Below are 23,050 nucleotides of genomic sequence, written 5' to 3' on the forward strand. Positions count from 1 at the left end.
CCGTGACCCGCTGCCCGGCACTCCCTACACGGCCGAGGCCCGGCGCTCGCTTCGTCGAGGCGAGCGCCGGGCCGACACTGCAGATTCCGGCAGATCCGAGAGGTGCAGTGGACCCGTCAGATCCGTCAGATCCGTCAGATCCGTCAGATCGACCAACGCGTCAGTTGGGTGCCTGAGCGGTCTTGTTCGTCGTGGTGCCGTCTTCTTCCTGGGGCTCCGCCGCCGGGGGCATCTGCGGAGTGGGCGGGGTACGGACCAGCAGCGCGACCAGTACGGTCAGCGCGCCGAGGACGGCGCCGATGCCGAAGCCCCAGCGGATGCCGGTGGCGAGGGCGCCGGTGGCGTCGGCGCCGTCGGTCAGGGCCGTGGCGGCGTGTCCCGACATGACGCTGATGACGAGGGCGGTGCCCGCGGCGGCGGCGACCTGCTGGAGCGAGCCGAGGATGGCGGAGCCGTGGGGGTAGAGGTGCGGGGGCAGGACGGAGAGGCCGGAGGTGAAGACGGGGGTGAAGACGAAGGCCATGCCCGCGCTCAGCGCCACGTGGACGGCGAGCACCACCCACGGCGAGGTCTCTTCGCCCGTGAAGGCGAACAGCGCGAGGCAGAGTGCCGTGACCACGGCTCCGGGTACGACCAGGCGCGGCGCGCCGAACCGGTCGTAGAGCTTGCCGACCTGCGGTCCGAGCAGACCCATGGTGAGACCGCCCGGGATGAGGAGGAGCCCGGTCTGCAGTGAGGTCAGGCCGCGCACCTCCTGCAGGTAGATCGGCAGCAGGATGAAGGCGCCCATGAGGCCCATGAAGGACAGGCACATCAGGGCCAGTGCCACGGAGAAGTGGCGGAAGGTCAGGGCGCGCAGGTCGAGCAGCGGCGTGGACGAGCGCTGGAGGGCCAGCTGCCGCCACACGAACAGGGCCACCAGCAGCGCTCCGGCGGCGGTCATGACCGACGGGGACACGGGTCCCTGGGCCGCGTTCCCGGCACCGAGGCCGCTGAGGCCGTAGACGAGGGCGCCGAAGCCCGCTGCCGCGAGGGGGACGGACGGCCAGTCGATCGGGCCGGCCTGCGGCTCGCCGATGTTCACCAGCTCGCGCCGTCCGAACAGGGCCATGGCACCCGCGATGGGCAGAACGGCCAGGAACAGCAGGCGCCAGGTCCCCAGCTGCAGCAGCACGCCGGAGGCCGCGGGGCCGAGCGCGGGTGCCACGGAGATGACGAGCGTGATGTTGCCCATGACCCGGCCGCGGTCGTGCGGGGGCACGAGGGTCATCAGTGTCGTCATGAGGAGCGGCATCATGACGGCGGTGCCGCTCGCCTGGACGACACGGGCGGCGAGCAGCACGGGGAAGGCCGGCGCGGCCGCGGCCAGGGCCGTACCGGCGAGGAACAGCGCCATCGCCAGGCCGAAGGCGGTACGCGTGGTCACGCGCTGGAGGAACCATCCCGTCACCGGGATGACCACGGCCATGGTGAGCATGAAGGAAGTGGACAGCCATCCTGCGGCTGCCGCCGTGACCTCGAACTCGCGCATGAGTCGCGGGATCGCGTTGACCATGATCGTCTCGTTGAGCAGGACGACGAACGTGGACAGCACGAGGATCCGCAGTACGGCGGTGACGCGCGCGGGCGCGAGCGTGGGGGTTGAGTCTGGAGCGAGCATGGCGCCTTCCGTCATGTGAGTGTCCTCCGCACGGGGCGGGTCACCCTGACAGACCGCGGCCCCGGGAAGAACTCATCGATGTCCCCCATCCTGTCGGTGCCACCGCCGACGCTCAAATCATTTTGCCGAACGGATGGCCGAAGCATCGCCGATGAGCCAACTAGCGTCCTGATTACGCCAGTCCGACCCACGCCTTGCCCGTGAGGGATCACGGGCAAGGCGTGTTCTCAGCGCGTCGGGGTCAGCAGGGTCAGCACGTCACCCAGTACCCCGGGGAGGTCTCCTTCACGGTGCTGGTGGTGAAGAGGTTCCACAGCCCGAGATTCTGGTCCGAGCCGTTGGCGTAGGCGTAGCCCCCGGTCTGGTGGGCACGGCCGGCCTGCGTGTGGGCGTAGTTGCTCGCCGTCACGCACGTCGGTGCGGTCGTGGTGGTGGCGGTGACGGGAGCGGCCTTGAAGCCGACGGTGCCGGAGGCGTCGACGGCCGCGACCGTGTAGTTGTACGTCGTGCCGGCGGTCAGGCCGGTATCCGTGAAGGTGACGGCCGTGACGGGGGTGGCGTTGACCTTGGTGCCGTCACGGTAGACGTTGTACGACGCCGCGCCCGAGACGGTGTTCCAGGCCAGCGAGGCGCCGGCGGCGGTCGTACCCGTGACCGCCAGTCCGGTCGGGGCGGGCAGTGTCGCCGGGGCGCCGGTGGTCGTGGCGCCGAGGGCCTTCGCCATGTTCATCACGGCCGTCATCTGCGGGCCGCTCTTCTGCGCGTAGTCGGCCGACTTGTATCCCCACCAGTCCCAGCAGCCGCGCGGGTTGCCGGTCATGGTGGTGGCCTGCGGGTAGAGGACGATCATGTTGTTCGTATCGGCGTACTCGTTGAGGTAGCCCTTGTCCATGAGGGCGTTTCCGACCAGGCCGTAGTACTGGTAGCAGCCGTGGAGGGTGACCATCAGCTTGCAGGAGGCACCGCCCTCACAGGACTTCGGGACGTAGGCGAAGCCCTCGTTTCCCATGCTGATCGCGCTGGGGCTGCCACCGGGGGCGTACGTGCTCTGGTCGAACGTGACCAGCTTCCCCGTCAGGGCGGCGGCGCTCGCGGGGGCGACGCTGCCGAACAGGTGGGTCAGCATGTCCTTCACCGGGTCCCCGCCGCAGTTGTTGATGTACGGCGAGTCGGTGGAGGAGCAGGAGTTGGGGCCGAGCGGGCTCACCCAGGCGTGGCCCGATGACGACGTGTTGTCGTAGACCACGTCCGCGCCGAAGTCACGGTAGTAGGTGGCGAGGTCGTCGTTCACCGGGGCCTTGACCGTGCTGTCGTTGGTTCCGTGGAACAGCCAGACCTTGTCGCCCGCCAGGTTGGCGACCGGGTCGACCTTGCCGGCCGCGGCCCGGTCCCGGGTCAGCTGCTCCAGTTGCGCGGGCGTCTTGCGCGCCATGAAGGTGTCCATACACCCGTACAAAGCCGTGTTGAGGTTGTTCTGGGCGCAGTCGTACGGGCCCGCCGAGAAGATGCCCGCACCCTTGAAGACGTCGGAGTACGCGACGTGCATCTGATTGGCCATGAACCCGCCGGACGAGAGCCCGCTCACGTACGTCGCGCTGATGTCGTACCGCTGCAGCGAACCCGGGGTCGGCGCCGGGACGGCGGCAGTCGCGCCACCCACCGTCGTCGCGGCGATTCCGAAGGCCGCCAGAGCGGCCACGAGGAGCTTCCTGATCTTCATTCGCGTCTCCAGGTGGGGGTGAGATGCCGCCATCCTGAGGAGAACACGCGTTCCTCGCCCACATGTCGTCCCACCACTTCCAGCAGTCGAAGTGTGGCGTGCGGTGCCATAGAGACGAAAATCGTGTGGGCTACCGGGCGCGACGGCCGGTGTTGCCTCGACTGGACCGGCTTCGCGGAGGTCGCTGACTGCGGCGGACGGCGGCGGCGTCGTCGGGGCCGGCAGTCTGCTCGGAGGAGAAGGTGATCGGAACGGGGGCCGGTGGCGGCGTCCTGGGCGCGGGAGCCGAGCGGCCGGCCGGAGCGGCGGCACCGGACATCACCGTGGTGTGGGTGATGTGCGGAGCGCAGCTCTGGCAGATCTCGGCGAGGGTCCACACGTCGCCCGCGGCGCGGTTGTGGATGAGGAGCAGCATGGTTCGGCCCATGCACGTCGCCCTGGCCGTGTGGTACCGACACTCGACCTCGGCACAGGCACAGGTCGTCTGGGCACGCGGGACGGCGAGGCGCGCGTGGGCCTGGACGTGCTGATGGGCGAAGAGACGCAGCGCGTTGATGTCCCTGGACCGAGGCGGCATACGGCACGCCGCGGTGCTGCAGGACACCGTCGCGGAGCGGTCAGGGTGCCCGGTAAGGCGGACGGTCCAGGTTCTGCCCGTCGGGCGCGGTCCGGGTGGGATGCTCACTTCGCGTGTCCATTCGATCGGCTGGTGCGGTGCTTCATGCTTCCATCCCTACCCACCCCCACGCCGCACTGCCGCCCCGCGACGCGTGCTTAGTGGCCGGATGCCGACCTTGTCCCGTGGCGCCGGACCGTCAGAGCCGACGTACCGGGCTGCCGCCACGCGACCGTGGGCACCGCCACCTCCGGCACACGGCATGAGTGCGACGAAGCAGCGATGAGCGCCCAAGCAGCCCCCAAGTAGCGCCAGCCGGCACCCGCCGGCACCAAGCGGAACTAAGCAGCACCAAGCAGCACCAAGGTCAGCTTCCGCAGCACGCGTCCGGGGTGCCGTCGGCGCTCTTGGCCAGGGTGTCGGCGTCGGCCTTGACGACGTAGACCTCCCACGGTTCCTTGCCGGGGCCGGTGACCCACACCTTGTCCTGGAGGGCGTAGCAGCAGGAGGTGTCGTTCTCCTCGAAGGTGGCCAGGCCCGCGTCCTTGAGGCGGGTGGTGGCGGCGTTGACCTGCTCGGTGGAGGCGACTTCGACGCCGAGGTGGTCCAGGCGGGTGTCCTCACCGCTCTCGCCTTCGATGAGGACGAGCTTGAGCGGGGGCTCGGTGAGGGCGAAGTTGGCGTACCCCTCGCGGCGCTTGGCCGGCTCGGCGCCGAAGAGCTTGGAGTAGAAGGCGATCGAGGCTTCGAGGTCGGCGACGCGCAGGGCGAGCTGGACACGGGACATGGCGGTCTCCCAAGGACTTGTTTCGACTCGTTCCGACTTACTTCGACGTCTGTCGATACAGTCGACCTTGCCCTTGCGATCGACGGATGTCAATATTGAGGAATGTCGAAACAAGCTGGTCTGCCGGTGATCGGTCAGGACGATGCGGCGTGCTGCGCGCCGATGGTCCGCGAGCCGCTGGGCGAGGAGGCGGCTGCCGAGCTGTCGCGGATGTTCAAGGCGCTGTCGGACCCGATCCGACTGCGGCTGCTGTCGCTGATCGCCTCACACGAGGGTGGCGAGGCGTGCGTGTGCGACCTGATCGGCCCCTTCGACGTCTCCCAGCCGACGATCTCCCATCACCTGAAGGTACTGCGGGAGGCCGGGCTGGTCGACTCCGAGCGGCGCGGAACGTGGGTGTACTACTGGGTGCTGCCCGAGGCGCTGACGAAGCTGTCCGCTCTGCTGGAGATTCCCGCCGTGTACGCGAAGGCACCCGCGTGAGCGCTCCCGCGCCGCTTGCGCGGCGGGCGACGGTCGAGGGGCTTGGCACGGCCGCGCTGGTCGCGGTGGTGGTCGGCTCCGGAATCCAGGCCACCGAGCTGACCCACGACGTCGGGACGCAGTTGCTGGCCAACTCCCTGGCCACCGTCTTCGGCCTCGGCGTGCTGATCGCCCTGCTCGGCCCCGTGTCGGGGGCCCACTTCAACCCGGCGGTCACCCTGGCCGCCTGGTTCACCGGCCGCCGCACCGGCGACGGCTCCCCCCTGCGTGACGTCGCCGCGTACGTGCCCGCCCAGGTAGCCGGAGCGGTCGTCGGCGCGATCCTGGCGGACGCCATGTTCGGCAAGCCGCTGGTGGCCTTCTCCACCCACGAGCGGTGGTCCGGACACCTGTGGCTGGGCGAGGTCGTGGCAACCGCCGGGCTGGTCTGGCTCGTCTTCGGCCTGGCCCGCGCCGGCCGCACGCACCTGGCGCCGCTGCTGGTCGCCTCCTACATCGGCGCGGCCTACTGGTTCACCTCCTCCACTTCCTTCGCCAACCCGGCCGTCACGATCGGCCGGGCGGTCACCGACACCTTCGCCGGCATCGCCCCCACCTCCGTGCTGCCCTTCCTCGCCGCCCAGCTGCTCGGCGCCGCCGCAGGTCTCGGCCTGGTCGCCGTCTGCTTCGGCCACCCGGCCGCCGAGGGCCGTGGCGAGGGCGAGGGCGAGGGCGAGGACGAGGACGACGATGGCAAGGACGTCGTTCCCCGTCGCGGAGCGCAGCCCGCCACCCATTCCGCTGAAGAAAGCGCCCTGGCCTGATGAGCACTCCCACCACCCCGTCCGTGCTGTTCGTCTGCGTGCACAACGCCGGCCGGTCCCAGATGGCCGCCGCCTTCCTCACCCACCTCGGCGGAGACCGGGTCCAGGTCCGCTCCGCCGGCTCCGCCCCCGCGAGCGCGGTGAACCCGGCCGTGGTGGAGGCCATGCGGGAGTCCGGCATCGACGTCTCGGCCGAGACCCCGAAGGTCCTCACCTCGGAGGCGGTGCAGTCATCGGACGTGGTGATCACGATGGGCTGCGGCGACGCCTGCCCCTACTTCCCCGGCAAGCGGTACCTGGACTGGTCGCTGGAGGACCCGGCCGGGCAGGGAGTCGCGGCCGTCCGCCCGATCCGCGACGAGATCGAGGGACGCATCCGCGGTCTGCTCACCGAACTCGGCATCGAGCCCGCGGCGTGAAGGCCGCCGAGGCCGGCGTGCGCATCGCGCCCCTTCGGGCCGAGCACGCGGAGCAGGTTCTGGCGATCTACCAGCTGGGCATCGACGAGGGCGACGCCACCTTCGAGACCGCCGCCCCGACCTGGCAGGCGTTCGACACCGCCAAGCTGCCCGCCCACCGCCTGGTCGCCCTCGACGGCGCCAGGGTGCTCGGCTGGGTCGCCGTGGTGCCGGTCTCCGACCGCTGCGCGTACGCCGGCGTCGTGGAGCACTCCGTCTACGTCCACCCCGACGCGCGAGGCCGCGGCGTGGGCCTCGCGCTGCTCACCGCGCTGGTCGCCTCCACCGACGCCGCCGGCATCTGGACCGTCCAGTCCGGCATCTTCCCGGAGAACACCGCCAGCCTCGCCCTCCACCAGCGCGCCGGCTTCCGGGTCATCGGCACCCGCGAACGCATCGGCCGCCACCACGGCACATGGCGCGACGTCGTCCTCGTCGAACGCCGCAGCCCCACCCTCACCTGACCTACCGCCCCCCGGCCGGATCAGGGCCGGGCGTCCCCGAGGGCAAACACGCCGTTCGACTCACGCAGACTTCGGGCGCTCACCGCGCGGCCGATCCGCCACGGGGTCGGTCGCGGTGGGCGCGCCAGGCCGCGAGGGCTTCGGTGTGGCCGCCGGCCGGGTGTTCGGCGTTCCAGTCGCGGAGGAAGCGGTTGAGTTCGAACTGAGAGCCGATCTCGTGCGGCTGGGCGGCGGCCCGGCGCGTGGCGTGCCAATGGGCGACGGCGTCGTCCAGGGTGCCTCCCGCATGTTCGGCCACGAACGTCCTCATGTAGGCGTCGAAGTGGAAGGCGGGGCCGATCTCGCGGCGGAAGTACTCGCGTAGCACCTGGCTGCATCGCTGCCCCTGGGGAATCACGGTAGAGCCGTTCACGGGTGCGGCGAGCTGGCGTCCGGCGGGGCGCCTCCGGCGCGGCGGCGGTGGGGCCTCGCCGTTCAGCGCGGCCTGCAGCCGGTCGGCGAGCGCGGCCTTCCCGCCGCCGCGCGGCACCCCCAGCTCCCGGGCCAGCACGGTCAGCTCGGCCAGCGTCCAGTACCAGCGGGCCAGCTCGTCCCCGCTCAACGCCGGGTTCAGCTCCGGCCGCCTCTCACCACCCGCATGCGAACGCATGTGCCCACCATAGGAGCGGCCGCTCCTCGGCTCGGAGCCGGATCATCGGTGGTGAGCGGGTACGTCACCGACGTGTTTCGCGGGCCGCCCACTCAGAACATGGTGTTGTCGTTCTTGGACGTGGGTGGGATGACCTGGAGGACGTCCCAGTGCTCGACGATCCTGCCGTCCGCGTCGAAGCGGAAGATGTCGATGCCCGCGTACTCCTCGTCGGGCCAGACCTGGCGGCAGTGCAGTACGACGTGGTCGGCGTCGGCGAAGGCGCGCTTGAACTCGACGCGCTTGCCCGGGTACTCGGCGGCCATGCGCTCGAAGTAGTCGATGAACGCCTGTTTGCCGTCGCCGACATGCGGATTGTGCTGGATGTACGTGTCGCCGGCGTACCGGTCGATAGCCTCGGCGGGGCGGCATTCGTTGAACATCAGGTCGTAGAACGCCTTGGCCGTGGCCTTGTTCTTCTCCGGGTCGCTCATGGAGCCACCGTAGGTCGGGCGGCATCCGATCGCCTTCCGCGACACAGTCTGCGGGCGTCCTGCGCGGTGGAACTCGTACCACGGCGGAACTCGTACCGCAGCATCGAGAAGCCACACCGAACGGCACGGGAGCCGAACAAACGGGCCCGCTCTCGGGTGCGAGGGCGGGCCGTTGCCGCGGGCCGTGCGCGAAGCACGTACACGCGGGACTGCTGAGCGATCAAGCAGTCGAGCGATCAAGCAGTCAAGCGGTCAAGCGGTTAGCGATTCCCGCTGCCTGCCGTGGCCGCAGGTCAGTGGGCGCCGAGGTAGGTGTGCTCCGCGCCCTCTTCCCAGCCGCTGTCCGAGCAGGAACCGGTGAAGATGGTTCCGTACACGGAGGGAACGCCGCTCACCGAACAGTGCGAAGTGAAGCCGGCGCCACCCTCGGAGAAGCCCCCGATTCCGACGCCGTCGTGGGCGAGCGCGGCACCGGCGCCGCCCAGCAGGATGCCAACGGCCAGGACAGACGCGGCCAGAGAACGCATAACTACTCCTCGATATCTCCGAATGACGTGCCAGGAAGTGCTCGTCGGGCGGTCAAACGCCCCACGGTGGCACGAGACACGGCGTCTCACTCCAATGCCGGACAGTCGATCGCGTAGGTTCGGCGAGCGCAGAAACGATGCTCTCCAACGCCCCGTTGGGAATCGTCTTCACCCCGGTGACCTGGTGTTTGTCACTCTCTTGCCGCTGCACGCCCACGACGAGTCCGTACGTCGCCCAGCCGGCGGTGGACGGTCGGCTGTCGGCTGTCGGCTGTCGGCACACACGAGGCCGGGCCGGCATCGCCACTCGGCGCCGGCCCGGCCACTTTCGTGACTGCTCGGTGATCTGACTGCTCGGTGATCAGTTGGCGTTCACGAGGTCGTGCGCGGGGACGGTGACGGTGCGCGCGCCGGGGGTGCCGCCGAGGACGACCTTGCGGAGGGCGCTGTTGTTGTCGAGGTTGGTTTCCTTGAGGCGCTTGGCGGGGTTGGCGAGGACCTGGATGTAGTAGGTGCCGTTGGGGAGGTCGGTGATGTCGAAGGACTGACCCGGGAGGTCCTGGGTGTAGGTGTCGCCGGAGCCGACGTCCAGGACTTCGCGGACGGAGATGGAGTTCTCCTGGCCGCAGGCGGTGGAGAGGTCGGTGTTGAAGGGGTGCCAGTTGGCGTTCTTCACCGTGTAGTCGACGGCGTCGGTGTTGGCCAGGCAGAAGGCCTCCTTGCCGCTGCGGACCGCTACCTTCTGGTCCGCCTTGAGGAGCCGGTAGCTGGCGAAGTCGGTGAAGTGCCAGTGCACGTGCCCCGGGCGCGGGTCCCATTCCATGGTGCCGGTCGGGGTGTAGCCGACCTGCTTCCCGTTGGCGTCGTAGAAGTACTGGTAGGCGTCCATCTTGTCCTTGCCGGGCGAGCGGAAGCCGTCGACCACGAGCTGGGCGGGTCCGGCGTTCCACACGTTGGCGCTGAAGGCGAGGTAGTCCTTGCCGGGGACGTTCTGGCCGCCGTCGCTGACGGTGATGCCGTAGGCCGGCAGCGACCGCAGGTCGGGCTTGGGGACGTTCGGGACGGACGGGGTCCCGGTGGGGCGCTTGGTCTGCGGGGTGAGGGCGGGTGCCTGCCGCGAGCCGTCGGTCTGTCCGGCGGTGTCGCCGGCCTGCATGTCGGCGCGCGCGGCCTGCTGCTTCTTCACCGCCCACGGCACCGCCGGCGGCGCGGCCTTCAGCGGGCCGTGGCCGACGTTGTACGAGGGACCCGCGCCGCTCGTGTCCGGTGCGGCGGCCTGGGCGGGGGTCGGCGCGTGCCCCGGCCCGTGCCCGGCGTGGCCGGCCGGCGCCTGATGCGCGCCGGCGGCGGTCGATCGGGCGCCTCCGGTGCCGCGACCCTCCTCCCAGCTGCGCTCCTGCACGGTGAGCTTCACGGTCGCGGGCCTGTCGGCGATCCCGAAGAGGTCCCGGTACTTCTTGGCGACCCCGATCTTGGCCGTGTACGCGCCGGCGGCGAGCTTCACCGGCTGGGTGTAGGAACCGCCGTAGGTGTTGGCGGCCCACCCCTTCTCGACTCCCCAGACGGAGCCGAGGGTGAACGGGTTGGTGGGGCAGCTCTCCGGATACTTCGAGGTGGACGGCGCGTCGGGCCGGACCCGGCCGCTGGCGTTGTTCGGGCAGAAGCTCTCCGCCCGGCTGACGACCTTCTTGCCGTCCTTGTCGGTGATGGTGATCTCCGCAAAGCCGGGCAGCCCGGAGAAGTCCTTCACGGTGCCCAGGGGCAGCGTCTTCGCCTTGGCCTTGCCGCCCTCGTACACGGTCTGCGTGATGGTCACCGGGTCCTTGTACGACTTCCGGGTCACCTTGAACTCAAGGGGCGTTCCCTCCGCCGTCAGGTACGTCCCCAGGTCGAGGTACACACCCGGGTCCTCCTTCCAGGAGGTGAGCGTGACGGAGTCGGTCGCCGCGATGAGACTCAGCTTGGGGCTCGCCGCGGCCTTCGCCTGCTCCGGCGTGGCGGCCATGAAGCCGACCGTCACGGCCATGGCGGCGACGGCCGTGGTGCCGGCGAGCAGCGGACGCCGCAGCCGGGTGGTGCGCGTGGTGGTCATCGTTCCCTCGTTCTCCGGGTGCTGTGACAAGGAAGCGGACGGCGGGCGGCCCGGACCGACGGGTCGGGAGATTCGTCCGACCGATGTGGTGGGAGGCACTCGCTTCGCCCGTGCGGTGAGAGGAGGAGAGGCGACGCCGGGTTGTCCGGAGGGTCGAGATCATCAGGATGTTGGCCGAATCGCGACCCTGTGGACGAAAACAGACGGTTGACGCCGCCGGCGCTGAATCGACCGGCCGGCAAGGCGTCGCGGCGTCAAGGGCCCGGCCGCCGGCCCGTCCCGAAGGGACGGTTCCGGTTCTCGGCCTCGCCGCCCGCAAGCCGATCGGTTCAGCGCCGGCGGCGGTGTCGCCGCGCCCACGGCGACCCTACCGGCCGGAAGTTCCCTGGTGAGCGACCCGAGGAGCCCGTCGGACCTGTGCCGCCACCGTCTCCCTCAGAAGCAGTACGGCGGCCGCCGGCGCCGAAGGACCGGAGGACCGCGTCGCCAGGGACGCGCCCGCTCGGCGCACCGCTTCGAGCCGCAGGCGCTGCACACCGACGAGTGCCCGTATGAAGGGCCGGTACGAGGGGTCCACCGCGCCCGCGAGCGGGGCGGCAGCCGCCAGGTCCGCGGCGGCCCGCCCGGCCTGTTCGTCGACGAGCCGGCCCAGCTCCACGCCGGGCTGCATGAGGTCCGCGCCGTGGCGTGCCACCGCGTCGACGGGGACACCCGGCCGACCCGCCCGGACGTCCTCGGGCAGATCCTCCAGGAAGTCGATGCGCTGCATGGCCCGCATGAGCCGATGGCAGCCGTCCTCGAACTCCGCCCTCGCCGTCGCGTCCACGGGCGCGACGAGGCAGGCCGTGAGCATCAGCGCGGGCAGGCTGTACTCCCGTACGTACTGCTCCAGTTCCTCGTCGTCCGCGATGGTCCGCCACGCGACCTCGCGCTCGCAGCCCCGCAGGAACTCGTCCACGTGACCGCGAACGTCCGGGTTCCGCTGGGCCGTACGCACCAGGCAACGCAGCACGGACAGCTCGGAGTCACCCCCGGCGAAGGCCTTCCCGACGAGCCCGGTCCACTCCCCCAGCGCGGCGGCCCGCTCCTCCGGTCCACCGCGGTCGATCCGGTCGTCGGTGTCGTGCATGAACGCGACCGCGGCCACGACGTGCGGCAGCACCGCTGCGGGAAGCAGCAGCCGCGCCGCCGCGTACTCGGCCGTCCTGTACCTCCGCACCGCCCGCCGCTGCTCCGTGTACTCCCCCCGCAGCCGCGGTTCCCTCACCCCGGCCCGGTCGAGGGCCCTCTTCCACATGCCGATCTCCCCTCGTCGTCGGCTGCGAGCCTACGTGCGCACGGCGGGAACTCGGAGGACCCCCCGGCGCTCTGTCGGCACGAGGCCGTACAGCACAGCGGCAGCGGCAGCGGCAGCAGCAGCAGCGGCGTCAGTCTCGGCAGCCGTACGCCGTGGTCACTTCCGCGAGTCCCTCCAGGCCGCCGTCCTCGCCGCAGCCGCCGTCGACGCGGGCGAGCAGGAGCACGCGGGCCGGGACCCCGGCCTCCGCGTAGGCGGTGAGGCGGTGGTGGCCGTCCAGGACCGCGCCGATGAGCCATCGCTCCTCGTGTTCGGCCTGCACGTAACGGTCGTCGACCCAGCCGAGGACCACGGCTGCGGGGCGGGCGCCCGTCGTGATGGCGGAGGTGTGCCGGGCGATGGTCGCGGGGTCGAGTGACTCCGGCGGCTGTGAGGGCAGGAGGACGCCGTAGGTGCGCGGGATCCGGCCGTGGGGGACGGGCGCGGTGAGTTGGAAGTGTGCGACGCCGGGCCAGTCGTACTCGGGGTGGTCGTCGGCGACGTCGGTGTCGTCGGGCTCGTCGTCCGTACGGGCCGCCGCACGGCGGTGCCACCACGACTGGGCGGGATCGGTTACGCGTTCCAGGGGGAGGTCGAGGAGGAGGGCGCGGTAGTGGCCGGTCTCCAGTTCGGCGAGTACGGGGTTCCATTCGGCGAGCAAGGCGGCGTCGAGCCGGTGGAGGTCGGTCAGGCGTTCGCGCATGCGGGCCGCGATGCGGGGCGCGGTGTCGTCCGGCCAGCCGAGGAGGGACAGGGCGAGCTCGCAGGTGTCGCAGATCGAGCCGAACCGGTACAGCGGCTTGCGGTCGTAGGTCAGGGAGCGGTCCCAGCGGGGCCAGGAGGAACCGGGCGAAGGCGGGTCGAAGGCGACGCGGATCCGCCCTGCTCCCCCGTCGACGGAGAAGCGGGCCCGCGTGCCGGACTCGATGACGACGTCCCGTATCGCTACGGGCGTGGGCTGGGGGCGGTGGTCCGACCAGGCGGCGCGGACAGCTGCCGCGTACGCCTCGCCTCTGGCGCGCTCCGGGAGGAGGGGGTCGTGTCCCGTGAGGCGGACGAGGGCGTGGTGGACGTCGTACACCCGCTGCTCGCCGCCCTCGGTGAGCCATCGCAGGAGGTGCGGCACGGCGGTGGGGTCGCCCATCAGCTCCAGCGCGACGGCGAACGAGGTGTGGTCGAGTCCGGTCACCTCGTGCAGCCGTGTGGCGATCGCCTGGGTCCACTCGCGTGCGCCGAGGCGACCCAGGGCGAGTGCGGCGCGGCCTCGCGGGGCGGAGGGGTCGGCCAGGAGGGCGCCCAGGCGGGGTGCGAAGGACGGGTCGCCGGAGAGGCCCATGGCGTCGACGAGTTCGGGGGTCGGTGTGTCGCCGGAGCGCACGCCGCCGCGCGCGTCGGAGCCCGGGGCCTCCGACGCGTACGTATGGAGCAGCTCGGCCGGCAGGCGCAGACCGCGCGTCACGGCGGTGTTCAGCAGGTCCTGCCGGTCGTCGGGACCGAGCGTGGCGTCGGCGAGGAGGCGCAGGAGGACCGCGTCGCCGGGTTCGCCGAGGCTTCGGAGGAGCCAGGTGAGGTGGCGGCGGGCGGCTGATCGGTCAGGCTCCGAGCGGTACAGCTCCTCGACCGCCTCGGCGAGGCGCTCGGACTCGCCGCTGTGGAGTGCGTGCGGTGTGCTCGGGGCGTGCGGTGCATGCGGCGTGTTCGGGGCATGCGGTGTGTGCAGTGCCAGCAGTGCGGTCCACGGGTCGTCGGCGCGCAGGGCTGCGCGGAGACGTTCCCGGACGGTGTCGTGATCCCCCATGCGGGCAGTATCGGCCCTGGGGCTTTCCGGCTCCGACCGGACGAAGGTGCGCAAGGCAGCCGGACGCGGCCGCGCGCGCCGCCGACGGGGTCGACAGCGCGCACTGTGTGTGGGGGGTGTGGGACCGGGTGCTCGGTCAGAGGCCGTAGGCCTTGACGACGCGGCGGGCTTGGGCGAAGAGCATGCCCACGTTCACCGACTTGCGGCAGACGACGACCGCGACGACGTCCTGGCTTTCGGTCATGCGGATGAACAGATGGGTCAGGTTGGCGCTGTTGACGAGGATTTCCTGGAAGTAGTGCTGGTCGTTCTCGATGCCGCGGCGCTCTTTGAACACGTCTTCGATGAGGACCACGGTGCGGCCCTGGAACAGGTCCAGGGTGGCTCCGGCGAGGAGGTCGAGGACCTCAGGGGGGTGGCTGTCGACGGTCTCGTAGGAGAGGAGCATGCCGGTGCCCATGTCGACCACTCCGGCGGCGACGCAGTCGGGGGCTTCGACGCGTAGCTCCTTCACCAGTCCCTGGATGGCGTCGGAGAATCCCTGCGCGACGGGTTTTGTCACCATCGTCGTCACTTCCTTCCGGAGAGGATCGCTTCGACGCGCTTCAGGACCGGCTGGGATTCGAGGTGGAGTTGTTCCAGGTCCATCCCCTCGTCGCCCAGGACGACCATCAGGGCCGTGTCGGCCACGGCGTAGACGGCGGCGCAGCCGGTGCTGCCGTAGGCCACGGTGCGGCGCAGGGTGCCGCGGCCGGTCGCGCCGGTGGTGCGGCGTGCGAGGCCGAGGCTGGCGGCGGCGAGGGCCGCGAGGCCGTTGGGTTCGATGCCGTCTTCCGTGTCGGCCGCGATGAGGATTCCGTCGACGGCGGCGAGGGCCGTGTCGGTGATTCCGGGTATCTGATCGCGGAGTCCCCTCATCTCCCCGGTCAATGCCTCATGGTCCATGCGGTTTCCCTTCGCACCTTTTCGTGGATTCCCCGAGCGCCAGGAGCCGGTGGCCTTGATGGTCGCTGCTCGGGTACGGCTCCGGGTGAGGAGCCCTTCAACCCGTCGCGGAGTCGTCCGCGACGAGAGCTTTCATCGTGAAACCGCTGGCCCCGGGGATGCGGTACGGCAGGTCCGCACCGCCGATGACCACCGGGTCCGGGCCGTGCGCAGCGCGTCGTGGTTCGAGCGCCGGGACCGACCACGGTTGCGCCGTGCCGAGCACTTCGCCCCGGCCCGCTCGCTCTAGGAGGCCGTCGCCGAGCATCCGCGAGATCTCGACCGTGACGTGGTAGACGCCCCGGCCCACCACGAAGGCGATGTCCCGCGCGGTGCGCCTGCCGTTGGCGTGGAAGAGGATCTCCCTCCGGTGCCGGACCAGGCCTTCCGCGAGGCCCGCGGCACCATGGCCGGCGATGACCCGTTCGCGGTCGGGGAGGACGGCCTGCGGCAGTGTCGCGAGCCCCGCGACCTTCCGGGCCGCCTCGTCCAGGAGCTCCAGCGGGTCCTCCCCACCGGGGGCGGGTGCCATGGGCACGCTCCGCGGAACGGCGACGCACTCGGCGGTGTCCCCCGCGACCACGGCGAACACCGCGTCCCTGAGGGCCATCACCGTGACCACCTGCAGTTCCTTGGCCCCCAGGGATCCTCGCGCCACGAGCTCCGCGCCCGGCATGAACCTTCCGGTCGGCGTCAGCGTCCCCCAGTCCGCCGCGCTGACCCGCCCGGAGCGCAGCAGCAGTGCCTCCACCCCCGGGGCGCCCGGCGTCTCGACCGCGATCACCCGGCCGTGCCGCAGGTGGAACACCCCGCCCGGCCTGCCGTGAACCCGCAGGACGATGGTGGAGCGAGCCGCCCTGCATTGCGCCAGGGCGAGGTGGAGCAGTCTGTGTCCAGCGCGGTGAAGGCAGTTGCGCGTATCCAGCAAAGCCCGCCCTTTCCATGCCCGACACAGCCTCGCCACACCGGATTTCGTACTGGCGCCCGAGGTGTGACGCCGACACGGCAAGGTGTATCAGCCGACAAGACAAATATTCCATCAGAGATGGAATGCGACAGAATCTGCAACTTCCCGTCGAAGTACGTCTAATACGAGACCGATCGGAAGGCCGGAAGAGCACGAATTCGATCATGGTCGTAGCGTCCAGGAAGGCGCGGGCGCGGACCGCCTGGGTCGTGGTTGTCGCGGCGGCCGGGCGCGAGCGCGGACGCCCTGGGCCGTGGTTGCTCGTAGCGGCCGGGCCGAGCGCGGACCGCCTGGGCCGTCGCTGTCGTGGCGGCCGGGGGCGCGCGGGCGCACGCCCCGGGCATCCTCCGTCGCCGGTGAGATCAGTCCAGTGGTGGCCAGGGGCCGGCGAGCAGACGTGCCGCCTCCTGGACGATCGCGGCCGACAGCACTTCCCTGTCGCCGCGCCGGAGCGCCGCCCCGTCGTTGTGGGCGTCGGTCTTGTCGACGAGGGGCCTGAGCTGCCGCGGCCGGGCCAGTGCACCCCACCCCTCGTACGTGATCAGGTCACCGCCCGGACCGGGCCCCAGGCTGCCGTTCACGATCAACCGGAGCCACCAGCGGACCAGTTCCCAGCGGGCGTGCTCCCAAGGGACGTCGGTCGTGTCGGCCGGGAGGCCCTGGAGCAGGTCGAGTTCGGTCAACACCGCATCGAACAGGGCTTCGGCCCGCTCGTGTTCGGCGTGCGTGAGGCCGGCGAGGAGGACGAGGGACTCCGTCTCGACGTGGAGCAGCAGGGCCGTGAGACCGGCCTCGACGAGCTGGTCCGGGTGGTGCGGTCGGCCGATCAGGCGTTCCAGGGCGAGCATCCGGATGCAGTCGACGGCCTCCTCCGCGGTCGTCGCGTACGGCGAGAACGGGGTGGGCGCGGTGACGTCGAACCCCGGGCCGCCCTCGACGAAGTACACCCAGAAGTCGACGCTCGTACGGGTGGCGGGGAGGCCGCTCGCTCGGCCGGCGAACTCGTGGTGGACGTAGTCGGTGAGGTCGTTCCCGTACAGGATGACGTCGGTCTGCCAGACGGACAGGACGGGGTGCCCGTGCTCCCCCGCCGTGCCGGGCAGGTAGCGGTGCCCGTAGAGCGGGACCAGCTGCGGTACGGTCGCCAGCTCCGACCGCGCGAGGCGGAGCGCGTCGGCCGTCTCCGCGGGCCGTGGCGGCCATGCGGGGTGCCAGAACCGGTTGTGCTCCACGTCGAAGAGCACGCCCTCCGCCGGCCATGCCAGTCGCCCGGCCAGGTCCTCGGCGTCACCGTCACGCCAGTCGGGCCACTGCGACGAGCCGCACGGGAGGCCCGCGGAGAGGAAGACGCGGTGGTCGGCGGCGAAGGTGAAGCCGAATCGTGCCTCGACGCCGTCGAGCTCCCGCTCGGTGAGTCCCGGCCCGACCTCGGTTCGGAGCATGCTTTGAAGGGCCCGGGCCGATTCCAGGGTCAGGGGGTGGGGCTGCGGCGTGATCATGGTCGCCAGCGTAGTGAGGGGGGGCGTCGTGCGGGCCGGCGGCCGTGACGCTTCCGAGCCGTCTGACCTCGCACGACGAAGTACGGCCCGAGCTCCATTCCGGCGTGTGTGGGCCCGGCGACGCATGCGCACCGCGCGGGCACTGCGGGGCACCGCCAGGCACGGCCCGGGCGCCGCCGGGCGCCGCCGGGCACCGCCGGGCACCGCCGGGCACCGCCGGGCACCGCCGACAGACGCTGCCGGAACTACGCCTGGCAGGTCTGGTCGTGCGTGGGGAGCCGTCCGGTGCGCAGGTAGGCGTTGACGCGGTCGTCGACTCAGGCGTTCCCGTACTCGCCGTACAGGCCGTGCTGGCGGGCGCCCTCGACGGTGAGAAGTCGGGAGCTCGGCCACTGCTTGCGCATGGCGCGGGCGCCGGAGTAGAGCGTGCGGGGGTCTTCGGTGGCGTTGACGAGCAGGGCCGGGACGTCGTTGGTGAGCACGGTCGGGGCTGCGGCGGGCCGGTCCCAGAACTCGCACGGGGTGATGTTGTTGGCCAGGGGACCGGCGAGGGGGTAGCGGTCGCGCGACTTCTCGACCGCGCGCCAGTAGGTGCCGACGCCGCGTCGTTCGGCCACGTCGCCGCAGATGATCGCGGTCATCTGGCTGGAGGGGGCCGATCCCGCACCGGTGAGGAGGAACTCCATTTGACCGGCGAGGGCTTCCGACGGCTCGACCGGTTCGCGGGTCGCGGCGCGCGCCAGGAGGCTCACGGTCTCGGCAAGATCGGTGCGCCGCTGGTCGAGGTCGCTGCCGAGGCCGCCGACGAGGAAGGCGGGCAGTACGTGCTCGTCCAGGCGGTACTTCGCCCCGATCCTCAGCGGCTCTTGCTCGGCGGCATCGAGGATGTGCCGCACCGTCGCCAGGACCTCGCCACGCGTGGCGCCCAGGCCGTACGTGGCATGCCGTGCGGCAGCCCAGGACGCCCACGCGCGCTGGGCGGCCTCGTTGGCCGCCTCGGCGCCGCGCAGCAGGGTCTGGCTGTAGTGCGCAGCGGTGTTGACCCCGTCGAGCACCATGCGATCGGTGCGGCCGGAGAGGAGCTGCGTGTACACCTGTCCGAGGTAGCTGCCGTAGGAGTAGCCGAGGTAGGAGAGGGCGTTCTCGCCGAGGGCGCCGCGGATGACGTCCATGTCGCGGGCGGTGTTGCGGGTGGTGACGTACGGCAGCACGTCGCCCTGCGCGCGCTTGCACCGCGCGGCCAGTTCGCGCGCGAGGGCGACCTCCTCGCGGTACGCCGCCCGGTCGGCACCCGCGGAGCGGACGAGGGCGGAGCCGATGTCCCAGCCGCAGTCCAGTGGAGTGCTCCGGCCGACGAACCGCGGGTCCATGCCGATCAGGTCGTACCGGCCGGCGACGTCCCCCATCACCTGCGACTTGGTCAGCGGCATGTGGAGGCTGGGACCGGCCGGCCCGCCGTCGTTGAGGAGCAGCGCGCCGATGCGGTGGGCGGTGTCCGTGGCCTTCAGCCGCGATATGGCGACGGTGAGGCTACGACCGCCGGGGTCGGCGTAGTCGAGCGGCACGGTGATGTCGGCGCAGGCGGCGCCCGCCCCGTCCAGCGCCTTGCCCATCTCGTCGCCGGCCCCGAGGGCGCATGCGTGCCAGTAGACGTGTTGGGCGCGGAAGCGGGCCAGTGGGTCTGAGCGGGCGCCGATCGGCGCGTCGGCTGCGGTCGCTGCGGGGGTGTTGGTCGTTGCGGGAGCGGTGGTCGTTGCCGTGGCGGTCGTTGCCGCGGTCGCGGTGGTTGCCGCGGTCGCGGTGGTTGTCGCGGTCGTGGGGTTGTCGCGGTCGTGGTCGCGGCGAGCACTGCCACGTATGCCGCTAATGCCTTGATGTGTCGGGAAGTTGCCATGCTTGCACGCTAGGTCGGCGGACAACCCCGCGTCCTCCGGGGGATCCCCGAAACAGGGGCAGGGTCACCCCTGAAAGGCCCCCGGCTCCCGGACCTGCCGGAGTCGGCGCGGGAATTGTTCGAGCGGTCGCGGAGCGGATCGAACTAAGCTCCCGGTATGTCTGGTCCGACGTTGGTGATCGATTTGGCGGAGCCTCCCTCCCCGGCTGCGCTGCGGGAGTTCCGGGCGCTGATGGTGGACCTCTCCTGCAACTTCGGCGAGGAACGGCCGGGGTCCTTCGATGTGCATGTGCCCGCGGAGCGACTGGGGGTCCAGGACGGGCGGGACGGGGACTGGCGGAAGGCGCTCCCGATTCCGCTCCTCGGTGGTGCTTCCGCGGACGAGGAGCTCGCGGCCCTCGCGGGGTTCGATCCGCGGCGCGAGGACTGGCGGCGGCCTTTTCTCGTCTACTTGATGGGACCGGATGTCGGCGATGAGGAGACCTTCAGGGCTGAGCACGCGGACGAACCCGAGGTGGAGGCCGTCCTCGGGTTCACTCCGACGCATGCCGTCAATGTCAGCGCCTGCTGCAACCGCGACATCGATCACGTGGCCACGGCCCTGCTGACCGCCGCCGTCATGGACGTCATCGGGGGTGTGGCCGAGGTCGAGCTGCTGGACGGACAGGCGGCGGTCGTCGGCGGCCTTCCGGGGGTGCTGGGGATCGTGGACGACTGGATGGCCCTGGGAACGTCGGAGTTCCTGCGGGCCTGGGTCGGGCACCCCGCCTTCCGGCTGGTGAAGTAGGCCGGACAGAGCTGCGGCGGGGGTGGTCCTGCCGCGAACGGGAGCGTGCGTCATGTCGCCTGATCGCACGCCGCGCGTGGGTCGGCCGCGGCGGCGGATGCCGTCGTGGGTCAGCTGGTGCCGGGGAACATCCCGTCGAGCTCGGGGAAGGGGATGACGTCGGCGAGCGGGTGGTAGTCGCCCGTGTCGTACAGGGCCCGGGCGGCGCGGTGGGTGGCGGTGTAGGCGGTCTGGGCGAGGCCTGCGCCGACGCTGACGCGGGCGACGCCCAGGCGCCCGAGTGCGGCGAGGTCCGGTGCGCCGGGGACAGCCATGATGTTGAGGGGTACGGGGATGGCCGTGGCGAGTTCCGTGACGGTGGCGGGGTCGGTGACGCCGGGGACGAAGATGCCGTCGGCTCCGGCGGCCTCGATGACACGCGCGCTGGCCACGTCCCAGGCGTTGGCGAGGGCCAGGGGGCGCGCGGCGTCGTGGAGGGAGCGGAAGAGCCGGGCTTTGTCCGTGTGCGTGGAGACCATGCCGTCAGCCAACCAAGGGCGTCTGCCCGGCGTCTGGCAGGAATCCGACACCAACGTCACGTAGGGTCGGCCGGTCGGGGAACGGAACATCGCCGAGTGGCCGGGGGCCTGGTCGTGACCTATGACGATCCTGATCACGAGGTGCGGCCTCGGGCGTTCGAGCCGCCGGCGCGTGCGCGGCAGGCGGAGGGGGCCGGGGAGGCAGAGGGGGCCGGGCGGGCCGAGGGGGCTGCGGCGGACATGCGGTCAGTCGGTCTCGAACCGTTGGATCCGTACGTCAACAGTCAGTCGCCGTGGCGGTGTCGCTGCACCGCGTGCGGGGGCGTCGGCACGCGACGTCTCTCGACGATCCGCAACCTGATCAAGGAGGGGGCCACGTCGGGGTGCGCCACCTGCAACCGCAAGGCGGGCGGGGAGCAGAAGCGCAGGGCCAACGCCGAGCAGGCGGAGGCGATGATGCGGACGGCCGGGTACGAGCCGCTGGAGGGCTACGTCTCCGCCTCGACTCCGTGGAGCTGCCGCCACTCCGTCTGCGGCGAGGTCGTGCGGGTGAAGGCGTCGAGCGTGCGGAGCGGATACGAGCCGTGCCTCGTGTGCCGCGCGGAGGGGTACAAGCGGCGGGGTGCGGCCCGGCGGGTCGACCCCGACGAGGCCGGTGCCCTGATGCGGGCACACGGGTTCGAACCTGTGGAGCCGTATCCCGGGGCGTCGGTGGGTTGGCTCTGCCGCTGCACCGTGTGCGGGAAGGAGTCGAGGCCGATGTACTCCGGGGTGAAGGGGCGGGGGTACGGCTGCCGCCACTGCGCGGGAAGCGCTCCGCTCGACCCCGAGGTGTGCGCGGCGGAGATGCGGGCGGCGGGGTTCGAGCCGCTGGAGCCGTATCCCGGCAGTGACAAGCGGTGGCTGTGTCGCTGCTCGTCCGGGCACGAGGTCCACCTACGGCTTACCGGTGTCCGGACCGGCAAGGGCTGCCGGATGTGCGCGACGCACGGGATCGACCTCGCCGGGGCGGCGAAGCTGTACGTGATCACCCATCGGGAGTGGGGGGCGGTCAAGGTCGGAATCGGTGCCTGTACGGGCTACACCTCCCGTCTCGTCCAGCACGAGCGCCACGGGTGGGAGCTGTACAGGGCTCGCGAGTACCCCACCGGGGCCGCTGCTTTCGACGTCGAGCAGGCCGTGCTGGAGCGGCTGCGTGGCGACAAGCTGTGCCCCTTCCTCACCAAGGAGGTCATGCCGAACGGCTGGAGCGAGACCTGCGCCGCCGAACGGGTGAGCGCGGCCGAGGTGTGGGCCATGGTCGAAGAGGAGTCCCGTCGCGCCCCCGACGCCTACTCCCCCAGGGACGGCGACCGGCCCCGCGCCGCGTTCCTCTTCGACGCCGAAGCCGCCGCCGACGAGATGCGCGCCCGCGGGTACGAGCCGCTCGTGCCCTACCCGGGCCGCACGAACGCGACCTGGCCCTCACGGTGCACCACGTGCGGGCACGAAGGCCGCCCCACCTTCAATGCCGTACGCAACGCCGGCCAGGGCTGCCGCATCTGCCGGGTCAGAAACGCCCAGGCCAAGCGTGCGGCCGCTACCGCGCCCAGGGCCGGTGAGGTGATGCGAGCCGCAGGGTTCGAGCCGCTTGAGCCGTACCGCAGCAGCCAGACCCCCTGGCACTGCCGCTGCACCACCTGCGGTCGCGAGAGCACCCCGACGTACTCCAACGTGAACGGCGGCCGGAGCCGCTGCCGGTTCTGCAGCTCCACATCGTCGAACGCCGAGCGCGCCGCAGCCGACGCACGCAAGGCCGGCTTCGAACCCCTGGAACCGTACCCCGGCCTGGCCACCGCCCCCTGGAACTGCCGCTGCTCCTGCGGCAACGAGGTGACCATCCGGCTCTCCTTCATCCGAGCGGGAACGACAGGCTGCAAGAAGTGCCCCCGCACCGGCGGCAGGACCGACCCGTCGAAAGCCGCCACCGAGGTCCGCGCCGCCGGCTTCGAGCCGCTGGAGACCTATCCGGGCAAGACCACCGACAGCTGGCCCTGCCGCTGCGCATGCGGAGCGGAGGCCACGGTCACCTTGCCCGACATCCGTCGGGGCCGCCGATCCGGCTGCGGGGCGTGCTCCCGGGGCGGCGGCACGTGACGTCGGCGGTCACGGGAGAAGCACGCGGCGAGCGCCGTCCACTTCTTCGACCGCGCCCTCGTCGACTCCCTCGACGACGTCCCCGCCTTCGAAGAAGGCGACCTCCCCCGCCACCTGTGACGCGTCACCCCGACCCTGCGCCCCTGAAACCCGGGCCACCCGTGCCTCTGAGCCGTCCTCCAACACGTGGAAGGAAGGGTCCGACATCCCGCCGCACACGTCGTCGACATGACGACCTGGTGCGGTGAGGGTGCGGAACGACTCGATCGCGGCGGCATCCACTCGTGCGCGTCCGTCGTGCCCTCCCCCGCTGCCGAGCGCGTACCAGGTGCGGTGGTCGGGGAGCGGGTCCTGCCGCCACGCCAGCCACCGGCGTTCGGCATCCGAATCCGTATGGTC

The 23,050-nt window shown here is 71.3% G+C and carries 23 protein-coding genes; 6 read left to right on the plus strand and 17 right to left on the minus strand.

The window, feature by feature from the left end; translation table 11 throughout:
• Window positions 1–160: 160 nt before the first annotated feature.
• The 4 genes from MRBLMG1_RS24445 to MRBLMG1_RS24460 all read right to left on the minus strand — a co-directional run bounded on the left by MRBLMG1_RS24445 (window position 161) and on the right by MRBLMG1_RS24460 (window position 4,783).
• Window positions 161–1,660 carry a DHA2 family efflux MFS transporter permease subunit gene (locus MRBLMG1_RS24445; RefSeq protein ID WP_367826242.1) on the minus strand — a complete coding sequence of 500 codons (1,500 nt, stop codon included), beginning with the start codon at window positions 1,658–1,660 and terminating at the stop codon, window positions 161–163.
• A 250-nt stretch (window positions 1,661–1,910) separates the two neighbouring features.
• Complete coding sequence (locus MRBLMG1_RS24450; protein WP_367826243.1) at window positions 1,911–3,380, minus strand: fibronectin type III domain-containing protein; 1,470 nt, start codon at window positions 3,378–3,380, stop codon at window positions 1,911–1,913.
• Between the two features lie 130 nt (window positions 3,381–3,510).
• Window positions 3,511–3,807 carry a hypothetical protein gene (locus MRBLMG1_RS24455; RefSeq protein WP_367826244.1) on the minus strand — a complete coding sequence of 99 codons (297 nt, stop codon included), beginning with the start codon at window positions 3,805–3,807 and terminating at the stop codon, window positions 3,511–3,513.
• 556 nt (window positions 3,808–4,363) lie between these two features.
• Window positions 4,364–4,783, minus strand: a complete 420-nt coding sequence (locus tag MRBLMG1_RS24460) for an ArsI/CadI family heavy metal resistance metalloenzyme (RefSeq protein ID WP_367826245.1) — start codon at window positions 4,781–4,783, stop codon at window positions 4,364–4,366.
• A gap of 102 nt (window positions 4,784–4,885) precedes the next feature.
• Here MRBLMG1_RS24460 and MRBLMG1_RS24465 point away from each other — a divergent pair, with 102 nt between their 5' ends.
• Genes MRBLMG1_RS24465 through MRBLMG1_RS24480 form a run of 4 tightly spaced genes read left to right on the plus strand, consistent with a single transcriptional unit; the run spans window position 4,886 to window position 6,991 of the window.
• A complete protein-coding gene (locus MRBLMG1_RS24465; protein WP_367826246.1) occupies window positions 4,886–5,266 on the plus strand; it encodes an ArsR/SmtB family transcription factor in 381 nt (126 codons plus the stop codon).
• Complete coding sequence (locus MRBLMG1_RS24470) at window positions 5,263–6,069, plus strand: aquaporin (protein WP_367826247.1); 807 nt, start codon at window positions 5,263–5,265, stop codon at window positions 6,067–6,069. The genes MRBLMG1_RS24465 and MRBLMG1_RS24470 overlap by 4 nt, the downstream gene beginning before the upstream one ends.
• The gene (locus tag MRBLMG1_RS24475) at window positions 6,069–6,488 is read left to right on the plus strand and encodes an arsenate reductase ArsC (protein ID WP_367826248.1); all 420 of its coding nucleotides are present in this window, start codon (window positions 6,069–6,071) and stop codon (window positions 6,486–6,488) included. The genes MRBLMG1_RS24470 and MRBLMG1_RS24475 overlap by 1 nt, the downstream gene beginning before the upstream one ends.
• Window positions 6,485–6,991 carry a GNAT family N-acetyltransferase gene (locus tag MRBLMG1_RS24480; RefSeq protein WP_367826249.1) on the plus strand — a complete coding sequence of 169 codons (507 nt, stop codon included), beginning with the start codon at window positions 6,485–6,487 and terminating at the stop codon, window positions 6,989–6,991. The genes MRBLMG1_RS24475 and MRBLMG1_RS24480 overlap by 4 nt, the downstream gene beginning before the upstream one ends.
• A gap of 79 nt (window positions 6,992–7,070) precedes the next feature.
• On the opposite strand, the gene MRBLMG1_RS24485 is transcribed toward MRBLMG1_RS24480, so the two are convergent.
• From MRBLMG1_RS24485 to MRBLMG1_RS24535, 11 genes are all read right to left on the minus strand, one after another.
• The gene (locus MRBLMG1_RS24485) at window positions 7,071–7,640 is read right to left on the minus strand and encodes a DUF6434 domain-containing protein (RefSeq protein ID WP_367826250.1); all 570 of its coding nucleotides are present in this window, start codon (window positions 7,638–7,640) and stop codon (window positions 7,071–7,073) included.
• Window positions 7,641–7,732: 92 nt separating this feature from the next.
• Window positions 7,733–8,113 (minus strand): nuclear transport factor 2 family protein, encoded by a 381-nt coding sequence (locus tag MRBLMG1_RS24490; protein WP_367826251.1) that lies wholly within the window; start codon window positions 8,111–8,113, stop codon window positions 7,733–7,735.
• Window positions 8,114–8,406: 293 nt separating this feature from the next.
• The gene (locus MRBLMG1_RS24495; protein ID WP_367826252.1) at window positions 8,407–8,640 is read right to left on the minus strand and encodes a hypothetical protein; all 234 of its coding nucleotides are present in this window, start codon (window positions 8,638–8,640) and stop codon (window positions 8,407–8,409) included.
• Between the two features lie 361 nt (window positions 8,641–9,001).
• A complete protein-coding gene (locus MRBLMG1_RS24500; RefSeq protein ID WP_367826253.1) occupies window positions 9,002–10,732 on the minus strand; it encodes a lysyl oxidase family protein in 1,731 nt (576 codons plus the stop codon).
• 367 nt (window positions 10,733–11,099) lie between these two features.
• Window positions 11,100–12,029, minus strand: coding sequence for a squalene/phytoene synthase family protein (locus tag MRBLMG1_RS24505; RefSeq protein ID WP_367826254.1), 930 nt, complete (start codon window positions 12,027–12,029; stop codon window positions 11,100–11,102).
• A 130-nt stretch (window positions 12,030–12,159) separates the two neighbouring features.
• Window positions 12,160–13,866: a hypothetical protein gene (locus MRBLMG1_RS24510; protein ID WP_367826255.1), complete on the minus strand. Its 1,707-nt coding sequence runs from the start codon at window positions 13,864–13,866 to the stop codon at window positions 12,160–12,162.
• Window positions 13,867–14,002: 136 nt separating this feature from the next.
• Entirely contained in the window at window positions 14,003–14,431 is a 429-nt protein-coding gene (locus MRBLMG1_RS24515) for a hypothetical protein (RefSeq protein ID WP_367826256.1), read from the minus strand.
• A 5-nt stretch (window positions 14,432–14,436) separates the two neighbouring features.
• Window positions 14,437–14,811 (minus strand): roadblock/LC7 domain-containing protein, encoded by a 375-nt coding sequence (locus MRBLMG1_RS24520; protein ID WP_367826257.1) that lies wholly within the window; start codon window positions 14,809–14,811, stop codon window positions 14,437–14,439.
• 97 nt (window positions 14,812–14,908) lie between these two features.
• A complete protein-coding gene (locus MRBLMG1_RS24525) occupies window positions 14,909–15,658 on the minus strand; it encodes a MarR family transcriptional regulator (protein ID WP_367826258.1) in 750 nt (249 codons plus the stop codon).
• A gap of 521 nt (window positions 15,659–16,179) precedes the next feature.
• Window positions 16,180–17,316: a hypothetical protein gene (locus tag MRBLMG1_RS24530; RefSeq protein ID WP_367826259.1), complete on the minus strand. Its 1,137-nt coding sequence runs from the start codon at window positions 17,314–17,316 to the stop codon at window positions 16,180–16,182.
• A gap of 317 nt (window positions 17,317–17,633) precedes the next feature.
• Window positions 17,634–18,929 carry an alpha/beta fold hydrolase gene (locus MRBLMG1_RS24535; protein ID WP_367826260.1) on the minus strand — a complete coding sequence of 432 codons (1,296 nt, stop codon included), beginning with the start codon at window positions 18,927–18,929 and terminating at the stop codon, window positions 17,634–17,636.
• A 438-nt stretch (window positions 18,930–19,367) separates the two neighbouring features.
• On the opposite strand from MRBLMG1_RS24535, the gene MRBLMG1_RS24540 reads away from it, so the two are divergent.
• Complete coding sequence (locus tag MRBLMG1_RS24540) at window positions 19,368–19,997, plus strand: DUF6368 family protein (RefSeq protein ID WP_367826261.1); 630 nt, start codon at window positions 19,368–19,370, stop codon at window positions 19,995–19,997.
• Window positions 19,998–20,107: 110 nt separating this feature from the next.
• Here MRBLMG1_RS24540 and MRBLMG1_RS24545 read toward each other — a convergent pair whose 3' ends face one another.
• Window positions 20,108–20,515, minus strand: a complete 408-nt coding sequence (locus MRBLMG1_RS24545; protein ID WP_367826262.1) for an isocitrate lyase/phosphoenolpyruvate mutase family protein — start codon at window positions 20,513–20,515, stop codon at window positions 20,108–20,110.
• Between the two features lie 240 nt (window positions 20,516–20,755).
• Between MRBLMG1_RS24545 and MRBLMG1_RS24550 the strand changes: the two genes are divergently transcribed.
• On the plus strand, window positions 20,756–22,651 hold the full coding sequence (locus MRBLMG1_RS24550) for a hypothetical protein (RefSeq protein WP_367826263.1): 1,896 nt from the start codon (window positions 20,756–20,758) through the stop codon (window positions 22,649–22,651).
• Window positions 22,652–22,660: 9 nt separating this feature from the next.
• Here the strand turns inward: MRBLMG1_RS24550 and MRBLMG1_RS24555 are convergent, their stop codons facing one another.
• Complete coding sequence (locus MRBLMG1_RS24555) at window positions 22,661–22,933, minus strand: hypothetical protein (RefSeq protein WP_367826264.1); 273 nt, start codon at window positions 22,931–22,933, stop codon at window positions 22,661–22,663.
• Window positions 22,934–23,050: the final 117 nt, after the last annotated feature.

The sequence above is a fragment of the Streptomyces sp. LMG1-1-1.1 genome (assembly GCF_040815545.1).
GTDB lineage: Bacteria > Actinomycetota > Actinomycetes > Streptomycetales > Streptomycetaceae > Streptomyces.